The organism is Streptomyces viridosporus T7A (assembly GCF_008704515.1).
Classification (GTDB): domain Bacteria; phylum Actinomycetota; class Actinomycetes; order Streptomycetales; family Streptomycetaceae; genus Streptomyces; species Streptomyces viridosporus.
Window position 1 is genome coordinate 2,501,099 of the sequence record NZ_CP023700.1, and the last position, 16,462, is coordinate 2,517,560.

A 16,462-nucleotide genomic window follows, 5' to 3' on the forward strand; every position below is an offset into this window, starting at 1 on the left:
CGGGGCGCACACACGACGGCGCGGTGTCCGGGTTCGGGCACCGCGCCGCGCCGTACGGGGCGAAGGGAGCGAAGGGGGCCCTACAGCAGCTTCTTCAGCTCTTCCGCCAGCAGGTCCCAGCGCCACTTCTCCTCGACCCACCGGCGGCCCCGCTCTCCCATCCTGCGGCGCAGCTCCGCGTCGCCGAGGAGGGTGACGATGCGGTCGGCGGCCTGGTCGGGGGAGCCGCCGGGGACGACCCAGCCGGTCTCGCCGTCGAGCACCGCGTCGGGGGCGCCGCCGGAGTCGCCGGCGACGACGGGCAGCCCGGTCGCGGAGGCCTCCAGGTAGACGATCCCGAGCCCCTCCACGTCCAGCCCGCCGCGCCGGGTCCGGCAGGGCATCGCGAAGACGTCCCCGGCGCCGTAGTGGGCGGGCAGCTCCTCCCAGGGCACCGAGCCGGTGAAGCGGACGGAGTCCGCGACCCCGGTCTGCCGGGCGAGGTCGCGCAGGTCCTTCTCGTACGGGCCGCCGCCGACGATCAGCAGCACGGCCTCCGGCTCGGCCGCCAGGATCGCGGGCATGGCCCGGATCAGCGTGTCCTGCCCCTTGCGCGGCACCAGCCGCGAGACGCACACGACCACCGGGCGGTCGGTCAGCCCGAGCCGGGCCCGGACCTCGTCGCCGCCCGACCCGGGGTGGAAGGTCTTCTCGTCCACCCCGGGCGGCAGTTGCACCATCCGGGAGGCCGCCTCGGGGGTCAGCGCGGCGGCGATCCGCGTGCGCGTGTACGCGCCGAGGTAGGTCATCGTGTCCGTGGACTGCCCGATGCGGCGCAGCAGTTGCCGGGCGGCGGGCAACTGGGCCCAGCCGGCCTCGTGGCCGTGGGTGGTGGCCACGATCCGCTCGGCGCCGGCCCGGCGCAGCGCCGGCGCCATCAGTCCGAGCGGCGCCGCCGCCCCGAACCACACCGAGGTGCAGCCGTGTTCGCGCAGCAGCCCGACGGCCCGCCGGGTGGCCTGCGGGGTCGGCAGCAGCATCGTCGTGCGGTCGCGCACGACGGTGAAGGGCTGCTCGGCGTCGAAGGCGGCCGTCGCCTCGACGCCCTCCCGGGTGCGCTTCCAGGTGGAGGCGTAGACGACGAGGCGCTCGGGGTCGAGCCGCAGCGCCATGTTGTGCAGGAACGCCTGGATGCCGCCGGGCCGGGGCGGGAAGTCGTTGGTCACGATCAGGGTCTTGTGCATCGCCGCCGACCCTACCGAACGCCGTCCCCCCGGCGGTCACGGCGGCGTTCGGTGGCCCGTGCACGGGTGTCCGGGACATCATGACCCCCGGAAGACCGCACACCGGACGGGCAGGGAGCGCATGAGGACGACGACCGCACGAGGGTCCCTCGCAGGCCTGCTGCTCCTGTGGGGGCTGACCCGGACCGCCCTGCTGCTGTGCGTCCTGAAGGTGATCGTCTTCCCCGGCCCGGACGTCACCAGCGACGTGTCGGTGATCTACCGGGGCTGGTACGAGGTCCTGCGCACCGGAACGTTCCCGCTGGACGACGTCACCTGGCAGTACCCGCCCGCCGCGGCCCTGGCGATCCTCTCCCCCGGTCTGCTGCCCTTCCTGGAGTACGCCACCGCGTTCTTCGTCCTGGCGCTCCTCGCCGACCTGGCCGTCCTGGCCCTGCTGGGGTACGCGGGCCGGCGTCCCGGCCGGTCGCCGCGCGGCGCCTGGGTGTGGGTGGCGGGCGTGCCGCTGCTCGGGCCGACGGTGTACGCCCGCTACGACGTGATGGTGACCGCGGTGGCGGTCGCCGCGCTGCTGGCCGGCGCCCGCCACCCCCGGCTGATGGGGGCGCTCGCGGGCTTCGGGGCGCTGCTGAAGGTGTGGCCGGCGCTGCTGCTCCTCGGGGCCCGCCGGCGTTCCGCCTGGGTGTCGGCCGCCGTGACCGCCGCCGGCGTCGCCGCCCTGTTCGCCGCGCTGATGCCCGGTGCGTTCGCCTTCCTGACCTTCCAGCGCGACCGGGGCACGGAGGTCGAGTCGCTGGGCGCGCTGGTCTTCCACGTCGCCCGGCACCACGGCTGGGACGGCGAGGTGCTGCTCAACTACGGCTCGGTGGAGTTCCTCGGCCCGTACGTGTCCTGGGTGAGCACGGGCGCGCTGTTCCTGACCGGGGCGGCCCTGGCCTGGCTGGTGCTGTGGCGGCTGCTGGCCACCCGCTGCGAGGCGCACACCGTCGCCGACGCGGCGTTCACGGCGGTGCTGATGTTCACCACCACCAGCCGGGTGATCAGCCCGCAGTACATGGTGTGGCTGGTCGGGCTCGCCGCGGTGTGCCTGTGCTTCAGCGGGAGCCGGATGCGGCTGCCGGTCGCCCTGGTGCTGGCCGCGTCCGCCGTGACGGTGCTGGAGTTCCCGCTGTGGTTCGCCCACGTGGTGGCCAGCGACCCGCTCGGCGTCGGCCTGCTGGTCGTCCGCAACGGCCTGCTGGTCGCCGCGACGCTGCTCGCGGCCCGCGTCCTGTGGCGCACCACCGTCCCCCGCCGGCTCCCCGCGGCCCCCCGGCCGGCCCGCACCACCGAGGCCCCGGTCTCCTCCTGACCGCGGTCCCGCCGGAACACCACCGGCGGGACGGGGCGCGGGGCCGCGGGAGGTCCTCGCGGGGTCGGAGCAGCCGGAGCAGCCGGACGGGTCCTAGCCGAGCCGGTCCCGCACGTAGTCCCGCCACCGGGCGGTGAACTCCTCCACGGTGGTGCCGAGGACCCGGTCCATCGCGTCCTCGACCGCGCCCTCCCGCTGCCGGTGCGCGCCCACGGCCCGGTAGAACGCGCCCAGGCGCTCCTCGCCCCACCGCTCGGCGATGAGGCGGCAGGCCGTCCAGCCGCTCTCGTAGGCCCGGGCCAGCCGGCCGGCGTCGCCGGAGAAGCCGAAGTCCTCGTCCGCCGGCAGTGCGGCGGGTACCTCGCCCCGGCTCACCGCGTGGGCGAGTTCCGGCGCGGTCTCGGCCGGGGCGTGCCCGCCGCCGCGGTGGCCGACCCAGTCGGCGAAGCCCTCGGACAGCCACAGCGGGGTGGCGGCGGAGGTGTGGGCGCGGGTGGCGACGTGGGTGGCCTCGTGGGTGAGCACGACCTGCCGGCCCGAGTCGCCGAGCAGCCCGAAGGCGTCCGGGTTGACGATGATCCGGTCCGCGGGCGCCCGCGGGCCCGTACCGGTCTCGCCGGTGGTGACCGCCGCGATCCCCCGGTAGGAGGAGGCGGGCGAGCCCAGCAGCCCCGCCATGCCCTCCAGGGACCGAGGCACCAGGACGACGACGCTCCGGGGCCAGTCCGGGCCCCACGCGTCCGACACCGCGGGCACCGCGCGGTCGGCCAGCCCGGCGTAGTCGCGCAGCTCGGCGTCGGTCCGCCCGACGCCGAGCACCAGGCCCCGCTCGCCCCGGACGACCCGGACCGGGCCCTGGTCCCACAACTGCTGGCCGGACGTCCGCGCGGGCCGGTCCGAGGCCACCGACCACCGGCCGTCCGCGTCCCGGCTCAGGCGCAGGGTGCGGGCGGTGGTGACCGGGGACCGGTCGTGGCCCTCGACGCGGTAGCGCAGGTCCGCGGAGACGGTGGCGGTGTCACCGGTGCGGTCGAGGGCGGTCACGCGGTAGGACCAGTGCGCCAGCGGGACGGCGCGCAGGTGGTCGAACCCGGCCCGGGCGCCGGTGCGGGCGTGGCCGGCGGCGTCGCGGCCGAGGACCGCCGCCGCCCGCCGGTCGAGGAGCGCCTGCACCTCGGCGCGGGTGCCGTCGGCGACCGGCCCCCCGCCGCACGCGACCGGGGAGACGAGCAGCAGGCACAGCGCCGCCACCGACGCTCCCGGAACCCGCCCTCGACCAGCCATCTCCCCGAGCGTACGGGCGCCGGACCGCTCCGGTCAGACCCTGGTGACCGCCGAGACGGGCATCATCCCGACCGGGTCGTGGCGCACGGCGGCGCCGGGGTAGGGCGCGTGGATCACCTGGCCGTTGCCCACGTACATCCCGACGTGGCTGGCGTCGGACCGGTAGAGCACCAGGTCGCCGGGGCGCGCCTCGGAGAGCGGGACCTGCCGGCCGGCGTACCGCTGGGCCTGCGAGGTGCGCGGCAGGGACACCCCGGCCTGCGCGTACGACCACTGCGTCAGGCCCGAGCAGTCGAACCCGCCGGGCCCGTTGGCGCCCCAGACGTAGGGCCTGCCGAGGGCGGAGCGGGCGGCGGCGACGGCGGCCGCCGCGCGTGCCGAGGCCGGTACGGCCGCGTCCGGACCGTGCGGGTGCGCGCGGCCGGAGCGGGCGGCGCGGTCGTAGGCGGCGCGCTCGCCGGCCGGGAGGGAGTTGAGCAGCCGGCGGGCCTCGGCGAGTCTGCCCTCGACGGTCCTCTTGTGGGCGGCGGCGTCCTCGCGGCTCCTTTCCAGCGCCCGCAGCGTGCGGGCCGCCTCCGCGCGGTCCCGGTCGAGGGAGCGCAGGGCGCCCCGCAGTCTCCTCAGCTCGCCCGCCTGGCGGACGGTGATCCGGTCGAGGACGGAGGCCCTCTCCAGGTAGTCCTCCGGGTCGTCGGAGAACAGCAGGGTGAGGGAGGGGTCGAGGCCGCCGGAGCGGTACTGGGCGCCGGCGAGCGAGCCGAGCGACTCCCGCATGGTGTTGATCCGCTCCTGCTGCCGGGCGACCCCGTCCTGCGCGGTGCGGACCTGCCGGCGCAGCCCGTCGGCGCGCTCGTCGGCCTCGTTGTACGCCTCGGTGGCCTTCTCGGCCTCCTCGTAGAGGCGGTCCACCTCGGCCCGGGTGTCGTCGTGCGGCGTGGCCGCGGCCGGTGCCGCGCCCAGGGCGGCCGTGACGGACAGCAGACCGACGGCGGCGACGGCGCCCCGGTCGGATCCGAAGGACGGTACAGGACGGCGATGGGACCCCACGGGAAGCCGCGCTCCTTCCGCTGGCGGACAGGGAAACGCGGCAGACAGTAGACCCGGCGACGGCGGGCGGACCAGCGCCCGCGGCCGCCGCACACGGCGGCGCCCCGCCTTCGACGCAGGTCACAGGCGGGGCGCGGGGCCGGTGGGCGCCGGTGCGATTCCCCCGTTCGGGGGCACCGCGGGCCGGTCTCCCGAAGGAGCGGACGGACCCTAGACGCGGACGCCGAACATGAACGGGCCACCGATGGTGTTCATCGACTCGTAGCGCACGACGGTGCCGGTGCGCGGGGCGTGGATGATCTGGCCGTTGCCCGCGTAGAGACCCACGTGGTGCAGGTCGTTGAAGAAGAACACGAGGTCGCCGACCTGGAGCTGGCTCTGCGAGTAGATCCGGGTGCCCGCACCGGTCTGCGCCTCGGAGGTGCGCGGGAGACCGACGCCGGCCTGGGCGTACGCCCACTGGGTCAGACCCGAGCAGTCGTAGGAGGACGGGCCGGTGGCGCCGTAGACGTACGGGCTGCCGAGCTTGCTCTGGGCGGCGGCGAAGGCGGCGGCGGCGCGGCCGGTCCCGGTGCTGGTGCCGGCCCTGGTGCCGGTCGAGGCGTCACCGGCGGAGAGGGCCTGGCGCTCGCTGTTGCGGGAGGCGCGCTGCTCCTCCTCGGCGAGCTGGGCCTTCTCCTCGGCGGTCAGGCTGTTGAGCAGCTTCTGCGCGGCGGCGAGCTTGCCCTGGACTTCCTTCTTCTTCTTGCCCAGTTCGGTGCGGGTGGAGGAGAGGTCCTTGAGCTTCTCGGACGCCTCGGAGCGCTGCTGGGCGAGTTCGCGCTGCTTCTCCTGGATCTTCTTCAGCCCGTCGACCTGCTGGGCGCTCAGCTGGTCGAGGGTGGACGCCTTGTCGAGGTAGTCGTCCGGGTCGGCGGAGAGGAAGAGCTGGAGCGAGGGGTCGATGCCGCCGCTGCGGTACTGGGCGCTGGCCATCGAACCGAGGCCGTCGCGCAGGTCGTTGAGTTCCTTCTGACCGCGGGCGACGTCGTCCTGGATGGTGGAGATCTCCTTCTGGAGCTTCTCCTGCTTCTCCTTGGCCCCGTTGTACTTCTCGGTGGCCTGCTCCGCCTCCTGGTAGAGCTTGTCGACCTTGGCCTTGACCTCGTCCTTGCTCGGTTTCTCACTGGGAGCGGCGTTGGCGGCCTGCGAGCTCAGGGCGACGGCAGCTGCGGCAGCGGTGGTGAGCACGGTCACACGTGCGCGGCTCGGCTGCTTGGGACGACGGTGGGACGCCACGAAGGCGAGCTCCTTCTTCCTCCAGCCGCCTACCGACACGCCGGTGGGCGGGGCCTCCGCCGTCGCCACCCCATGTGAACGATCACCCGAGCGGAGGTTCGAGGCCTGACCCTAGTGATTCTCTTGTGATCAGTTCAAATCCTCGGACCCGAAATTCCCGTCACAGTGTGTTTCCCTTGCCCTGAACTCACGTGCGGTGATATCCGGTTGACGCTACGTTGCGTGAATACCCCGTCAATTCGGGCAATCGGCGGTTACGTTGCGCTTGGGGCTTACGTGCCGGTCGGGACGTACGGCCCTTTACGCCTATGCCCGGGAGAAGCGCTTCAGGAGCACCGCCGACGCGACCGGGCGGGCGCCCGCCCGGGCCACTCCGTCGGCCACCTCGCGGTCGGTGGAGACGACGATGACGGGCCGGCCCGGCGGCTCGGCGCGCACCAGTTGGCGGATCAGCTCGTCGGCGGTGACGCCCGGCTTGGAGAACAGCACCCGCACCCCGCGCGGCGGCGCCAGCAGCACCGGCGCGGCCAGTTCGGCGCCGTCGAAGACGCACGTCACCTCCGCACCGCTCTGGGCGGCGAGCCGGGCGAGCTGGCCCAGGAGCCTGAGCCGCTGCTTCTCCAGGGGCATCTGGGGATAGCCGGTCTTGGTGACGTTGTAGCCGTCGACGACGAGGTGCGCCTGCGGCAGCGCCAGCAGCTGGTCGAGGACGGCGGGGTCGTCCTCGGACAGCGCGCGGGCGGCGATGTCCTTCGGGGTCATGCGGCCGGGCTCGACGGCGTCCACGGTCTCGGCGGGCCGCACGGACACCGGAGGCAGCGCGAGCTCGCGCCGCAGCCCCTGGGCGGCGTCCAGCACGGTGTCCAGCAGCAGCCGCACCCGCATGTCCTCGACGCTGCGGCCCTCCCGGGCCGCCCGGCGGGCGGCCTCCAGCGCGGCCTCGGTCTCCCCCAGCCGCGCCCTGAGGCGCCGGCTCTCGCTCTCGGCGGCCGACACCTGGGCGCTCCCCTCGGCGCGGACCGCCTCCATCTCGCCCCGCAGCTTGCGCAGGGCCGCCTCACCGCGCTTGACGTCGCTGAGCGCGGAGCGCAGCCTGCGGTGCAGCGACTCGGATTCCTTCTTCGCCGCTTCCAGCTCGGCGCGCAGCCGCTCGGTCTCGGACCTGGTGCGCTCGCGGGTCCGGGCGAGTTCGGCGCGCAGCCGCTCCAGCTCGGCCCGGCTCTCCTCGTCGGCGCGCTCGGCGTCGGCGCGCTGCGCCTCCTCGCCGGCGGCGGCCACCAGCTTCACCCAGCCCGGCGGGCGGAGCACATAGGCCGCGGCCGCCACGTCGAGCGGGTCCGCGGCCGGGGGCGGGGAGCCGGAGTCGAGGGCGCCGGTCAGTTCCGGCTGGACCTCTCTGAGCCGTTCCCCGATGCGCTGCCGGAACAGCGGATCGCTCTCCAGCGCCGAGGCCAGGGCGTTGCCCGCGAACTTGGCGCGGCGGCTGGGGGTGAACCGGGCGTACTGCCGCAACTGGGCGGGCAGCTCGGTGACCGTCAGCCCGCCGAAGCCGTCGGCGGCGATCTGGACGACCCGGCGGCGCACCCCGTCGGGCAGTGGGCGGTCGAGCACCTCGGCGGCGCCGTCCTGCGGCCCCCCGCCCGTGGTCTCCACCATCCGTCACACCCCAATGCCTGTGCGCGACCCCGCGTACGGGGCCGCCGTCAGCGGGGCCCGCCCCCGGTCAGGAGCCGGCACCCGGCCTGTCCACGAGTTCCACCTGGTCCACGGCGTTGCACCAGCGGCACCGCACCGATTCGATCGTCTCGTCGAGCACCTCGCGCTCCTCGACCCTGGGCTCTCCCGCCAGGTCGAGGTGGACGTACTCGACGACCTTCGACGAGCGGGTCACGTCGAACCGCGTGAGGTTGCCGCAGAGGGTGCAGCGCCACCGCGTCGAGGCGGTCGGCAGGGGAACCGTCATCGTGGCTGTCCGCCTTCCTTCCAGTGTCCTTGACGCACCGGACCGCCCGGTGCGTATGGCTCGTAACCCTACGGCCTGGCGGGTGCCGGCCGCCCCGCCCGTCCACGGCGGCGAGGCGGTCCGGGCGGTTGCGTCCGGTTACGTCATGCTCTGTGTCCATGAGCCGCAACTGGAGCGCCTCGGCCGTCGGGGCGATGCGGGGCTCGCCGGCCCCGGTGACCCACACCCTCATCGTCCTGTGCTGCCTGGTCTTCCTGCTCGGGCCCGCCTCGGGCCTGAATCCGGCCCACGGTTCCGGGGAGGAGCTGCTCGCGGCGCAGCGGGCCTATTTCCGGCGCTGGGGGGTGATCCCCGCAGACCTGTTCGACGGGTCCCCCGGGGCCGCCCTCACCCCGGCCACGGCGCTGTTCGTCCACGGCGGCTGGGTGCACCTGCTCGGCAACATGCTCTTCCTCCACGTCTTCGGAGCGATGACCGAGGCGCGGATGGGCCGCGTGCGGTTCACCGTGTGCTACGCGGGCTGCGGCTACCTCGCCCTGCTGGGGTACGCCGCCGCCCACACGGACTCCGGGCAGCCCCTGGTCGGGGCCTCCGGAGCGATCTCGGCGGTCCTCGGCGCGTTCCTCTTCCTGTTCCCCCGGGCCCGGGTGACCAGTCTCCTGCCGTTCCTGTTCTTCCTGCCGGTGCGCTTCCCGGCGTGGGTGGCGCTGCCGTTCTGGGCGGCGCTGCAGTGGGCGGCGGCGGGGCAGGCGGCCGACGGGCCGGAGGTGGCGTACCTGGCGCACCTGGTGGGGTTCGCACTGGGCTTCGGCTACGCGTGGCTGCGCTTCGGACGAGCGGCCGACGTGTCCCGCCGGGGGACGGCCCCCGGTCCCCCGGCGGCACGGACGCCCCCGGCGGACCGCGAGTAGGGTGAGAGCCCCAGCAGCGGCCCCCGAGGGAGAGAACCAACCGTGATCACCGCGATCGTCCTCATCAAGACCAGCGTGGACCGGATCCCCGAGATCGCGGAGCAGATCGCCGCGCTGGACAGCGTCAGCGAGGTCTTCTCCGTCACCGGCTCCCACGACCTGATCGCCATGGTCCGGGTCAGGCAGCACGAGGACCTGGCGGAGGTCATCCCGGGCCGGATCAGCAAGATCCCCGGCGTGGAGGGCACCGACACGCACGTGGCGTTCCGCACGTACTCCCAGCACGACCTGGAGGCGGCGTTCGCCATCGGCCTGGACAGCTGAGGCGGCACCCGCCGCCGGCCCGGACAGCCGACCCGCGGGGCGGGACGGCCGGGTCCCGGGGGGCGCGGCGTTCATGAAGAGTTCTTCATCTCCGGCTCATCCGCGCCCTCCGGTTCCCCCCGCAGGATCGGGGCCATGGTCTTCACTCGCCGGATGGCGGCCCTGGCCGCCGTCGTACTGATCCCCCTGGGCGTGGCCGCCACGAGCTTCGCCCTCGCCGACAGTCCCGAGCCGCCCGAGGTCCCGCCGCAGGTGGAGCTGGACAGCGCCTCCCCCACCCCGACGGCCACGGCCCCGTCCACGCGGCCCGAGCCGAGCGACGAGGTCGTCTCCGGGCCTCCGGTGACCGACAGCCCAGCGGATGACGACGATGACGACGACGGTGACCGGGACTCCACGGACGACGGATCCGACGACGACGGACCGGGCGACGACGGCTGACCCCGCGCGCCGGCGGATCTCCGCCCGGGTCCGCATCCTGCTCTGGCTGCTGTTCGTCATGGCCGTCGCGCTCGCCTCGGTGGCCACGACCACCCGCACCTTCCTGCTGCGGGACGTCGACGACCGGATCAACGGGCTGCTCGCCCAGGAGGCCGGCGAGTTCGCCAACTTCAAGGAGCGCGGCTTCGACCCGGAGACCGGCCGGTCCTTCACCGATCCGGACCGGCTGCTGCGGGTCTTCCTGGAACGGCAGTACGCCGACCCCGACGAGGAGCTGATCGGCCTGGTGGCCCGCCCCGGCGACGGGCCGGCACAGATCATCCAGCCGCGCGACCTGCCCGTCCCCCTGCCCCTGCACCAGGACGCCGACGCCCGGCGCCGCATCTTCGGCTCGCCCGACGCCTTCGGGGTGCTGAGCCGGCCGGAGGGCGAGATCCGCTGGGCCAAGGTGTCCGTGGTCCGGCCCGGCGGCGCGCCCGAGGCCGCGTTCGTCGTCGCCTTCCACCCCGAGCACGAGGTGGCACGCGTGAACGAGGTGTTCCGCGTGCTGCTCGCCATCTCCGGGGTCGCCCTGCTGCTGATCACCGGTATCGGCTGGGTGGTCGCCGGGCGGATCCTGCAGCCCGTGCGCCTGGTGCGCACCGCCGCCGCGCAACTCACCGAGCAGGACCTCACCCGCCGCCTCCCGGTGCGCGGACGCGACGACATCGCCGCCCTCACCGAGACGTTCAACGCGATGCTCGACCGCCTCGAGCGGGCCTTCGCCACCCAGCGCCGGTTCGTCGACGACGCCGGGCACGAACTGCGCACCCCGATCACGATCGTGCGCGGCCATCTGGAGCTGATGGGCGAGGAGCCCGCCGAACGCGAGGAGACCGTCCGCCTGGTCACCGACGAACTGGACCGGATGAGCCGCATCGTGGAGGACCTGCTGCTGCTCGCCAGGGCCGAACGCCCCGACTTCGTCACCCCGGAGCCGGTGCAGCTCGCCGAACTCACCGCCGACGTCTTCGTCAAGGCCCGCACCCTGGGCGCACGCGACTGGCAGCTCGCCGGGACGGCCGACCGGGAGGTGGTGCTGGACCCCCAGCGGATCACCCAGGCGATGGTGCAGCTGGCGCAGAACGCGGTGCAGCACACCACCACCGGCCAGACCATCCGCATCGGGTCCCGCGCCGAGGGCTCGCGGATCGAGCTGTACGTCGCCGACTCCGGCTCCGGTGTCCGGCCGCAGGACCGGGAGCTGATCTTCGAACGCTTCCGGCGCGGCACCTCCCGGCGCGGCGCGCACGGCTCGGGCGCCGGGCTCGGCCTGTCGATCGTCAAGGCGATCGCCGAGGGCCACGGCGGCCGGGTCCGCCTGGACGACACCGAGGGCGGCGGCGCCACCTTCGTCCTGACGCTGGATCCCCCGTGAACACCGTGAACACCGTGAACACCGTGGAAGAGGCACAAGCGTGAACCGGATTCTGATCGTCGAGGACGAGGAGCGCATCGCCTCCTTCGTGGAGAAGGGCCTGCGCGCCAACGGCTTCACCACCACCGTCGTCCCCGACGGCGAGGCCGGCTACGAGTACGCCCTGACCGGCGGTTTCGACCTGGTCGTCCTGGACATCGGGCTGCCCGACCGGGACGGCTTCACCGTGCTGCGCGAGCTGCGCGAGTCCCGGGTGACCACCCCGGTGATCGTGCTGACCGCGCGGGACTCGGTCCGGGACACGGTGGCCGGCCTGGAGGGCGGCGCCGACGACTGGATGACCAAGCCGTTCCGCTTCGAGGAACTGCTCGCCCGGGTGCGGCTGCGGCTGCGCACGGCGGCCCGCGCGCCGGAGGTGACGGTGCTGAAGTCGGGCGACCTCTCCCTGGACCTGCGCACCCGCCGGGCACGGGCCGCGGACCGCACCGTCGACCTGACGGCCCGTGAGTTCGTGCTGCTGGAACTGTTCCTGAGGCACCCGGGGCAGGTACTCTCCCGCGAGCAGATCCTGTCCCACGTCTGGGGCTACGACTTCGACCCCGGCTCCAACATCGTGGACGTCTACGTGCGGGCGCTGCGCAAGAAGCTCGGCGCGGAGAAGGTGCAGACGGTCCGCGGGATGGGGTACCGGCTCCCCGCGTGAGGCTCCCCGGCGGCCGGTGAAGTTTCCTTCATCTTCGGCTCATCGACGGCTCACGGCCCGGACGGACCCTGGACGGCGTGACCCTGACTCCCCGACTGACCGCCGCCCTGTGCGTGGCCCTGTCGCTGTGCGCGCTGCTCGCGGTGCCCGGCACCTTCCCCGGCCTGAGCGGTGACGCACGGCTCACCCTCGCCGTGTTCGCGCTGGCGACCTGCGCCTGGGTCGGTACGCCGATCGACGACACGTACATCGCGCTGGGCGCCGGACTCGCGCTGACCGTGACCGGGGTGATCAGCAGCGACACCCTCTTCGGCACCCTGGGCGACTCGACGGTGTGGCTGCTGATCTGCGCGTTCGTGCTGGCGGCCGCGGTGACCCGGACCGGGCTCGCGGGACGGGCGGCGGCGTTCCTGGTCGGCGGGGCGCGCACGGTGCGGCAGTTGACGCACCTGACCACGACCGCCCTGGTCGTCACGGCGTTCGCGGTGCCCGCCACCTCGGGCCGGGCCGCGCTCGCCCTGCCGGTGTTCCTCGCCCTCGCGAGGGCCCTCGCCGGCCGCGGGCGGCTGGTCGTGATGCTGGCGCTGCTGTTCCCGACCGTGATCCTGCTGTCGGCGGTGGCGACCCTGATCGGCGCGGGCGCGCACCTGATCACCGTGTCGGTGCTGTGGGAGGCCACCGGGGAGCGGGTCGGCTTCACCGAGTGGCTGCTGCTCGGACTGCCGCTGGCCGTGGCCTCCTCGCACCTCGCCGCCGAGGCCGTCCTGCTGACCACCACCCGGCGCGCGGACCGCGAGGGGCCGGTGCTCATCACGGCCGAGGAGATCCAGCGGCACAGCGACCGCCCCGTCACCGGCCCGTGGACGCAGGCCGAGAAGCGCTGCGCGCTGCTGCTCGGCACGGTCGTCGCCCTGTGGTGCAGCGAGCCGCTGCACCGGGTGCCGCCGGCCGTGGTCGCGCTGATCGGCGCGGTCGTCGCCGCCTCGCCGGCCCTGGGCACCGTACGGCTGAAGGACGCCCTGAAGACGGTGCCCTGGTCGCTGCTGCTGTTCATGGCGGCGACGATGGCGATGGGGGTGGCGCTGGCCGAGTCGGGGGCGGCGCAGTGGCTGACCGGCGGGCTGCCCTCGGGGATCACCCCTGTGATGTTCCTGGCCGTCGTGATCGCGGTCAGCACGGCCGCCCACCTGGTCCTGCAGTCCCGCTCCGCCCGTTCCTCGGTGCTGGTGCCGCTGGTGGTCGCGGCGGCCGCGGGCGCCGGGGTGAACCCGGTCGCGGCGGCGCTGGCCTCCACCGCCGCCGCGGGCTTCTGCCACACGCTGCCGGCCTCCGCGAAGCCGGTGACGCTCTTCGCCGAGATACCGGGCACCCCCACCTACACCCCGCGCGACCTGCTCCGGCTGTCCGCCGTGCTGGCCCCGCTGACCGCCGCTCTGGTCCTGCTGTTCGCCGTCGTGGTGTGGCCGCTGCTCGGCGTCCCCGTGACCCGCTAGCCCCTCCGGCCCCTTCCGGCCGCCAGGTTTCCGAACCACCGAGGCCCCGGCCCGTCGGGGTTCCCGTCCCGCTAGGAGTGATCCCATGCTCACCCGTGTCGTCGTAGCCCCCAGCGGCTTCAAGGAGTCGCTGTCCGCCGAGGCCGCCGCCGACGCCATCACGGCGGGGGTCCGCCGGGTCCTGCCGGACGCGGAGGTCGACCGGATCCCGCTGGTGGACGGCGGCGAGGGCACGGCCTCGGCGCTGGCCGCCGCGACCGGCGGGCGGCTGGTCTCCCTGGCCGCCACCGGCCCGGTCGGCGAGCCGGTCGGCACGCACTTCGCGCTCCTCGGCCCCCGGGACACGGCGGTGGTGGAGATGGCGGCGGTCGCGGGCCTCTCCCTGGTCCCGCGCACCCGGCGCGACCCCGGTGCCACGACCACGTACGGCGTCGGGGAGCTGATCCGCGCGGCGCTCGACCAGGGGGTGCGGCGCGTCCTGGTCGGCTGCGGCGACTCGGGCACCTCCGACGGCGGCGCGGGCGCGCTGCAGGCCCTCGGCGCCCGGTTGCTGGACGCGGACGGGTTCGAGCTGCCGCACGGCGGTCGCGAGCTGATCCGGCTGGCGCGCATCGATCCGGCCGGTCTCGACCCCCGCCTGGACGACGTGGAACTCCTCGTCGCCTGCAACCCCTTCAACGTGCTGTGCGGCGAGCGGGGCGTGGCCCGGGTGTTCGGTCCGCAGAAGGGGGCGACCCCGGCGCAGGTCGAGGAGTTGTCGGCGGGGCTGGAGAACTGGGCGCGCGTCCTGACCCGCGACCTCCCCGCCGTGGGCACCGATCTGCGCCACGGTCCCGGCACGGGCGCCTCCGGCGGGCTCGGCGCCGGTCTCGCCGCCCTCGGCGCGCGTCTCCTGCCCCGCTTCGACGTCCTGCTGGACCACCTCGACCTGGACGCCCGGCTGGCCCGCGCCGACCTGGTCGTCACCGCCGAGGGCGCCCTGGACCACCAGACCCCGCGCGGCAAGGTGCCCGCGGAGGTGGCCCGGCGCGCCAAGCTGTACGGGCGGCCGGTGCTCGCGCTGGCGGGAACCCTGGGCGAGGGCGCCCACCAGGTACCGGGCGTGGACGCCTGCCACGGCATCCTGCCCGCCCCGATGGCCCTGGCGGAGGCCCTGGTCCGCGGCGCCGAACTGCTCACCGACGCCACCGAGCGCGCCCTGCGGATGATCGTGCTCGGGACCCGGCTGCCGGCGCCCGCGGCGGCTCAGCGGGAGGCGTCGGGGACGCACCGCCCGTCCACCGTGCGGTAGCTCCACCGCGCGCCGTCCCGCACGAGTTCCCGGACCGCCCGCACGAACCGCTCCACGTGCTCGTCCGGCGTACCCACCCCGAAGCTGACCCGGACGGCGCCGAGGGCCTTCTCCCCCGGCACCGCCCCCGGGGCGCCGCACTCGCCCCGGTCCCGCGGGTCGCCGCCGAGCAGCCTGCGCACCAGCGGGTGGGCGCAGAACAGCCCGTCGCGCACGCCGATGCCGTACTCGGCGGACAGCGCGGCGGCGAAGTGGGAGCTGTTCCAGCCCTCGACGACGAAGGAGAGCACCCCGACGCGCGGGGCGTCGTCCCCGAACAGGGACAGGAACCGCACCTCGGGCAGGTCCGCGAGCCCGTCGCGCACCGTGCGGATCAGTTGCTCCTCGCGGGCCGCGAGGGTGTCGAACCCGGCCTCGGTGAGGGCCTTGCAGGCCGAGGCGAGGGCGTGGACACCGATGACGTTGGGCGAGCCGGCCTCGTGCCGGGCGGCGCCGTCGTGCCACTCCACGTCCACGGTCCCGTCCTCGCGCCGGGTGACCCTGCGGCTGGCGCCGCCGCCCGCGAGGTAGGGCTCGGCCTGCCGCAGCCAGTCGGCGCGGCCGGCCAGGACACCGGAGCCGAAGGGCGCGTACAGCTTGTGTCCGGAGAAGGCGACCCAGTCGACGTCCAGCTCGCGCACGCTCACCGGGCGGTGCGGGGCCAGCTGGGCGGCGTCCAGGACGATCCGGGCGCCGTGCGCGTGGGCGGCGGCGGCCAGCTCGCGCACCGGCCACAGCTCGCCGGTGACGTTGGAGGCGCCGGTGACGCAGACCAGGGCGGGGCCGTGGGGGTGGCGGTCGGCGAGGGCGCGCTCCAGGGTCTCGACGGCCTGCCGCGGGCTGCTCGGGGCGTCGAGGCAGGTGACGCGCGCGTTCCTCCAGGGCAGCAGGGCGGCGTGGTGCTCGGTCTCGAAGACGAAGACCTCGCAGCCGTCGGGGAGCGCGGCGGCGAGCAGGTTGAGGGAGTCGGTGGTGGAGCGGGTGAAGACGACCTGGTCCCCCTCCCGCCGCCCACCGCCGCCCTCGCCGGGCCGGGCTTCGCCCGGGCCGCCTTCGAGGCGGCAGCCGAGGAACTCGGCGACGGTCCGGCGGGCGTCCTCGAACAGGTCGGTGGAGAGCTGGGAGAGGTGCCCGGCACCTCGGTGGACGCTGCCGTAGTGGGGCGCGTACGCGGCGACGTCGTCCCAGACGCGCTGGAGCGCCGGGGCGCTGGCGGCGTAGTCGAGCGCGGCGTGGACGACCTCCCCGCCGGTGACGAGCGGGACGGTGACGTCCCGCCCCAGAACGGGCAGGGGCGCGCGGACGGGCCGGTCGGCGGCAACGGTGGACACGGTGGACACGGACATGGCGGGGCTCCCGTGGAGGCAGGGCCGGCTCACCGCGCGAGCGGGCACGGCCCGGGCGCGGGGTGAAGGTGACGGAGGTGTGCGGAGGCGGGGCTCGCGGCCCTAGCGCATTCGCTTGCTCACGGAAGGCTCCCTCGAACGACCAGGACCCCTGGTCCCACCCTTCCCAAGGGTGCGAGGGGTCCGCGCTTGCCGTGAGCCCTGCTGCTCACGGCCCGGTCCTCACCCGGGGCACCCCGCCACGGACGGAGGGTTGCCGGACAGCCGGCCGGGGCCTCATGGCTGTCGCTCATGACCTGGAGGGGAAAGTACGGGAAACGGCGGACGTCCCGCAACCCGTTTCCGGATCGC

General features: G+C 74.8%; 15 protein-coding genes and 1 riboswitch. Of the genes, 8 read left to right on the plus strand and 7 right to left on the minus strand.

The genetic code is table 11. The features are described from left to right. Nucleotides 1–80: 80 nt before the first annotated feature. The gene (locus tag CP969_RS11745) at nt 81–1,223 is read right to left on the minus strand and encodes a glycosyltransferase family 4 protein (protein ID WP_016826648.1); all 1,143 of its coding nucleotides are present in this window, start codon (nt 1,221–1,223) and stop codon (nt 81–83) included. Between the two features lie 121 nt (nt 1,224–1,344). Here CP969_RS11745 and CP969_RS11750 point away from each other — a divergent pair, with 121 nt between their 5' ends. After that, entirely contained in the window at nt 1,345–2,574 is a 1,230-nt protein-coding gene (locus tag CP969_RS11750; RefSeq protein WP_016826647.1) for a glycosyltransferase 87 family protein, read from the plus strand. A gap of 93 nt (nt 2,575–2,667) precedes the next feature. On the opposite strand, the gene CP969_RS11755 is transcribed toward CP969_RS11750, so the two are convergent. From CP969_RS11755 to CP969_RS11775, 5 genes are all read right to left on the minus strand, one after another. Beyond that, a complete protein-coding gene (locus CP969_RS11755; protein WP_026085258.1) occupies nt 2,668–3,858 on the minus strand; it encodes a hypothetical protein in 1,191 nt (396 codons plus the stop codon). A gap of 33 nt (nt 3,859–3,891) precedes the next feature. Continuing rightward, the gene (locus CP969_RS11760) at nt 3,892–4,905 is read right to left on the minus strand and encodes a C40 family peptidase (RefSeq protein WP_016826645.1); all 1,014 of its coding nucleotides are present in this window, start codon (nt 4,903–4,905) and stop codon (nt 3,892–3,894) included. A gap of 210 nt (nt 4,906–5,115) precedes the next feature. Further along, the gene (locus CP969_RS11765; RefSeq protein ID WP_004989134.1) at nt 5,116–6,183 is read right to left on the minus strand and encodes a C40 family peptidase; all 1,068 of its coding nucleotides are present in this window, start codon (nt 6,181–6,183) and stop codon (nt 5,116–5,118) included. A 306-nt stretch (nt 6,184–6,489) separates the two neighbouring features. Continuing rightward, nucleotides 6,490–7,839 carry an NYN domain-containing protein gene (locus CP969_RS11770; protein ID WP_016826643.1) on the minus strand — a complete coding sequence of 450 codons (1,350 nt, stop codon included), beginning with the start codon at nt 7,837–7,839 and terminating at the stop codon, nt 6,490–6,492. Between the two features lie 67 nt (nt 7,840–7,906). After that, on the minus strand, nt 7,907–8,146 hold the full coding sequence (locus tag CP969_RS11775; RefSeq protein ID WP_004989130.1) for a hypothetical protein: 240 nt from the start codon (nt 8,144–8,146) through the stop codon (nt 7,907–7,909). Between the two features lie 158 nt (nt 8,147–8,304). Between CP969_RS11775 and CP969_RS11780 the strand changes: the two genes are divergently transcribed. From CP969_RS11780 to CP969_RS11810, 7 genes are all read left to right on the plus strand, one after another. Next, entirely contained in the window at nt 8,305–9,057 is a 753-nt protein-coding gene (locus CP969_RS11780; protein ID WP_039831228.1) for a rhomboid family intramembrane serine protease, read from the plus strand. Nucleotides 9,058–9,099: 42 nt separating this feature from the next. Beyond that, nucleotides 9,100–9,381: an Lrp/AsnC family transcriptional regulator gene (locus tag CP969_RS11785; protein ID WP_004989125.1), complete on the plus strand. Its 282-nt coding sequence runs from the start codon at nt 9,100–9,102 to the stop codon at nt 9,379–9,381. Nucleotides 9,382–9,516: 135 nt separating this feature from the next. After that, nucleotides 9,517–9,822 carry a hypothetical protein gene (locus CP969_RS11790; protein WP_016826641.1) on the plus strand — a complete coding sequence of 102 codons (306 nt, stop codon included), beginning with the start codon at nt 9,517–9,519 and terminating at the stop codon, nt 9,820–9,822. Continuing rightward, on the plus strand, nt 9,752–11,239 hold the full coding sequence (locus tag CP969_RS11795; protein ID WP_078495431.1) for a sensor histidine kinase: 1,488 nt from the start codon (nt 9,752–9,754) through the stop codon (nt 11,237–11,239). The genes CP969_RS11790 and CP969_RS11795 overlap by 71 nt, the downstream gene beginning before the upstream one ends. Before the next feature lie 40 nt (nt 11,240–11,279). Continuing rightward, nucleotides 11,280–11,942, plus strand: a complete 663-nt coding sequence (locus tag CP969_RS11800; RefSeq protein ID WP_004989114.1) for a response regulator transcription factor — start codon at nt 11,280–11,282, stop codon at nt 11,940–11,942. A gap of 77 nt (nt 11,943–12,019) precedes the next feature. Next, entirely contained in the window at nt 12,020–13,435 is a 1,416-nt protein-coding gene (locus tag CP969_RS11805; protein ID WP_016826639.1) for an SLC13 family permease, read from the plus strand. A gap of 85 nt (nt 13,436–13,520) precedes the next feature. Further along, nucleotides 13,521–14,726 carry a glycerate kinase gene (locus tag CP969_RS11810; RefSeq protein ID WP_016826638.1) on the plus strand — a complete coding sequence of 402 codons (1,206 nt, stop codon included), beginning with the start codon at nt 13,521–13,523 and terminating at the stop codon, nt 14,724–14,726. Here CP969_RS11810 and CP969_RS11815 read toward each other — a convergent pair. Continuing rightward, complete coding sequence (locus CP969_RS11815) at nt 14,681–16,111, minus strand: aminotransferase class V-fold PLP-dependent enzyme (RefSeq protein WP_016826637.1); 1,431 nt, start codon at nt 16,109–16,111, stop codon at nt 14,681–14,683. The genes CP969_RS11810 and CP969_RS11815 overlap by 46 nt on opposite strands. A 180-nt stretch (nt 16,112–16,291) precedes the next feature. Then, nucleotides 16,292–16,408: riboswitch (SAM riboswitch) on the minus strand. Nucleotides 16,409–16,462 lie beyond the last annotated feature (54 nt).

Bases quoted from the DNA above. Each gene is read 5' to 3' on its own strand.
- CP969_RS11750 (WP_016826647.1), top strand. From the start codon at position 1,345: ATGAGGACGACGACCGCACGAGGGTCCCTCGCAGGCCTGCTGCTCCTG.
- CP969_RS11780 (WP_039831228.1), top strand. From the start codon at position 8,305: ATGAGCCGCAACTGGAGCGCCTCGGCCGTCGGGGCGATGCGGGGCTCG.
- CP969_RS11795 (WP_078495431.1), top strand. From the start codon at position 9,752: ATGACGACGACGGTGACCGGGACTCCACGGACGACGGATCCGACGACG.
- CP969_RS11790 (WP_016826641.1), top strand. From the start codon at position 9,517: ATGGTCTTCACTCGCCGGATGGCGGCCCTGGCCGCCGTCGTACTGATC.
- CP969_RS11810 (WP_016826638.1), top strand. From the start codon at position 13,521: ATGCTCACCCGTGTCGTCGTAGCCCCCAGCGGCTTCAAGGAGTCGCTG.
- CP969_RS11815 (WP_016826637.1), bottom strand. From the start codon at position 16,111: ATGTCCGTGTCCACCGTGTCCACCGTTGCCGCCGACCGGCCCGTCCGC.
- CP969_RS11745 (WP_016826648.1), bottom strand. From the start codon at position 1,223: ATGCACAAGACCCTGATCGTGACCAACGACTTCCCGCCCCGGCCCGGC.
- CP969_RS11775 (WP_004989130.1), bottom strand. From the start codon at position 8,146: ATGACGGTTCCCCTGCCGACCGCCTCGACGCGGTGGCGCTGCACCCTC.
- CP969_RS11755 (WP_026085258.1), bottom strand. From the start codon at position 3,858: ATGGCTGGTCGAGGGCGGGTTCCGGGAGCGTCGGTGGCGGCGCTGTGC.
- CP969_RS11770 (WP_016826643.1), bottom strand. From the start codon at position 7,839: ATGGTGGAGACCACGGGCGGGGGGCCGCAGGACGGCGCCGCCGAGGTG.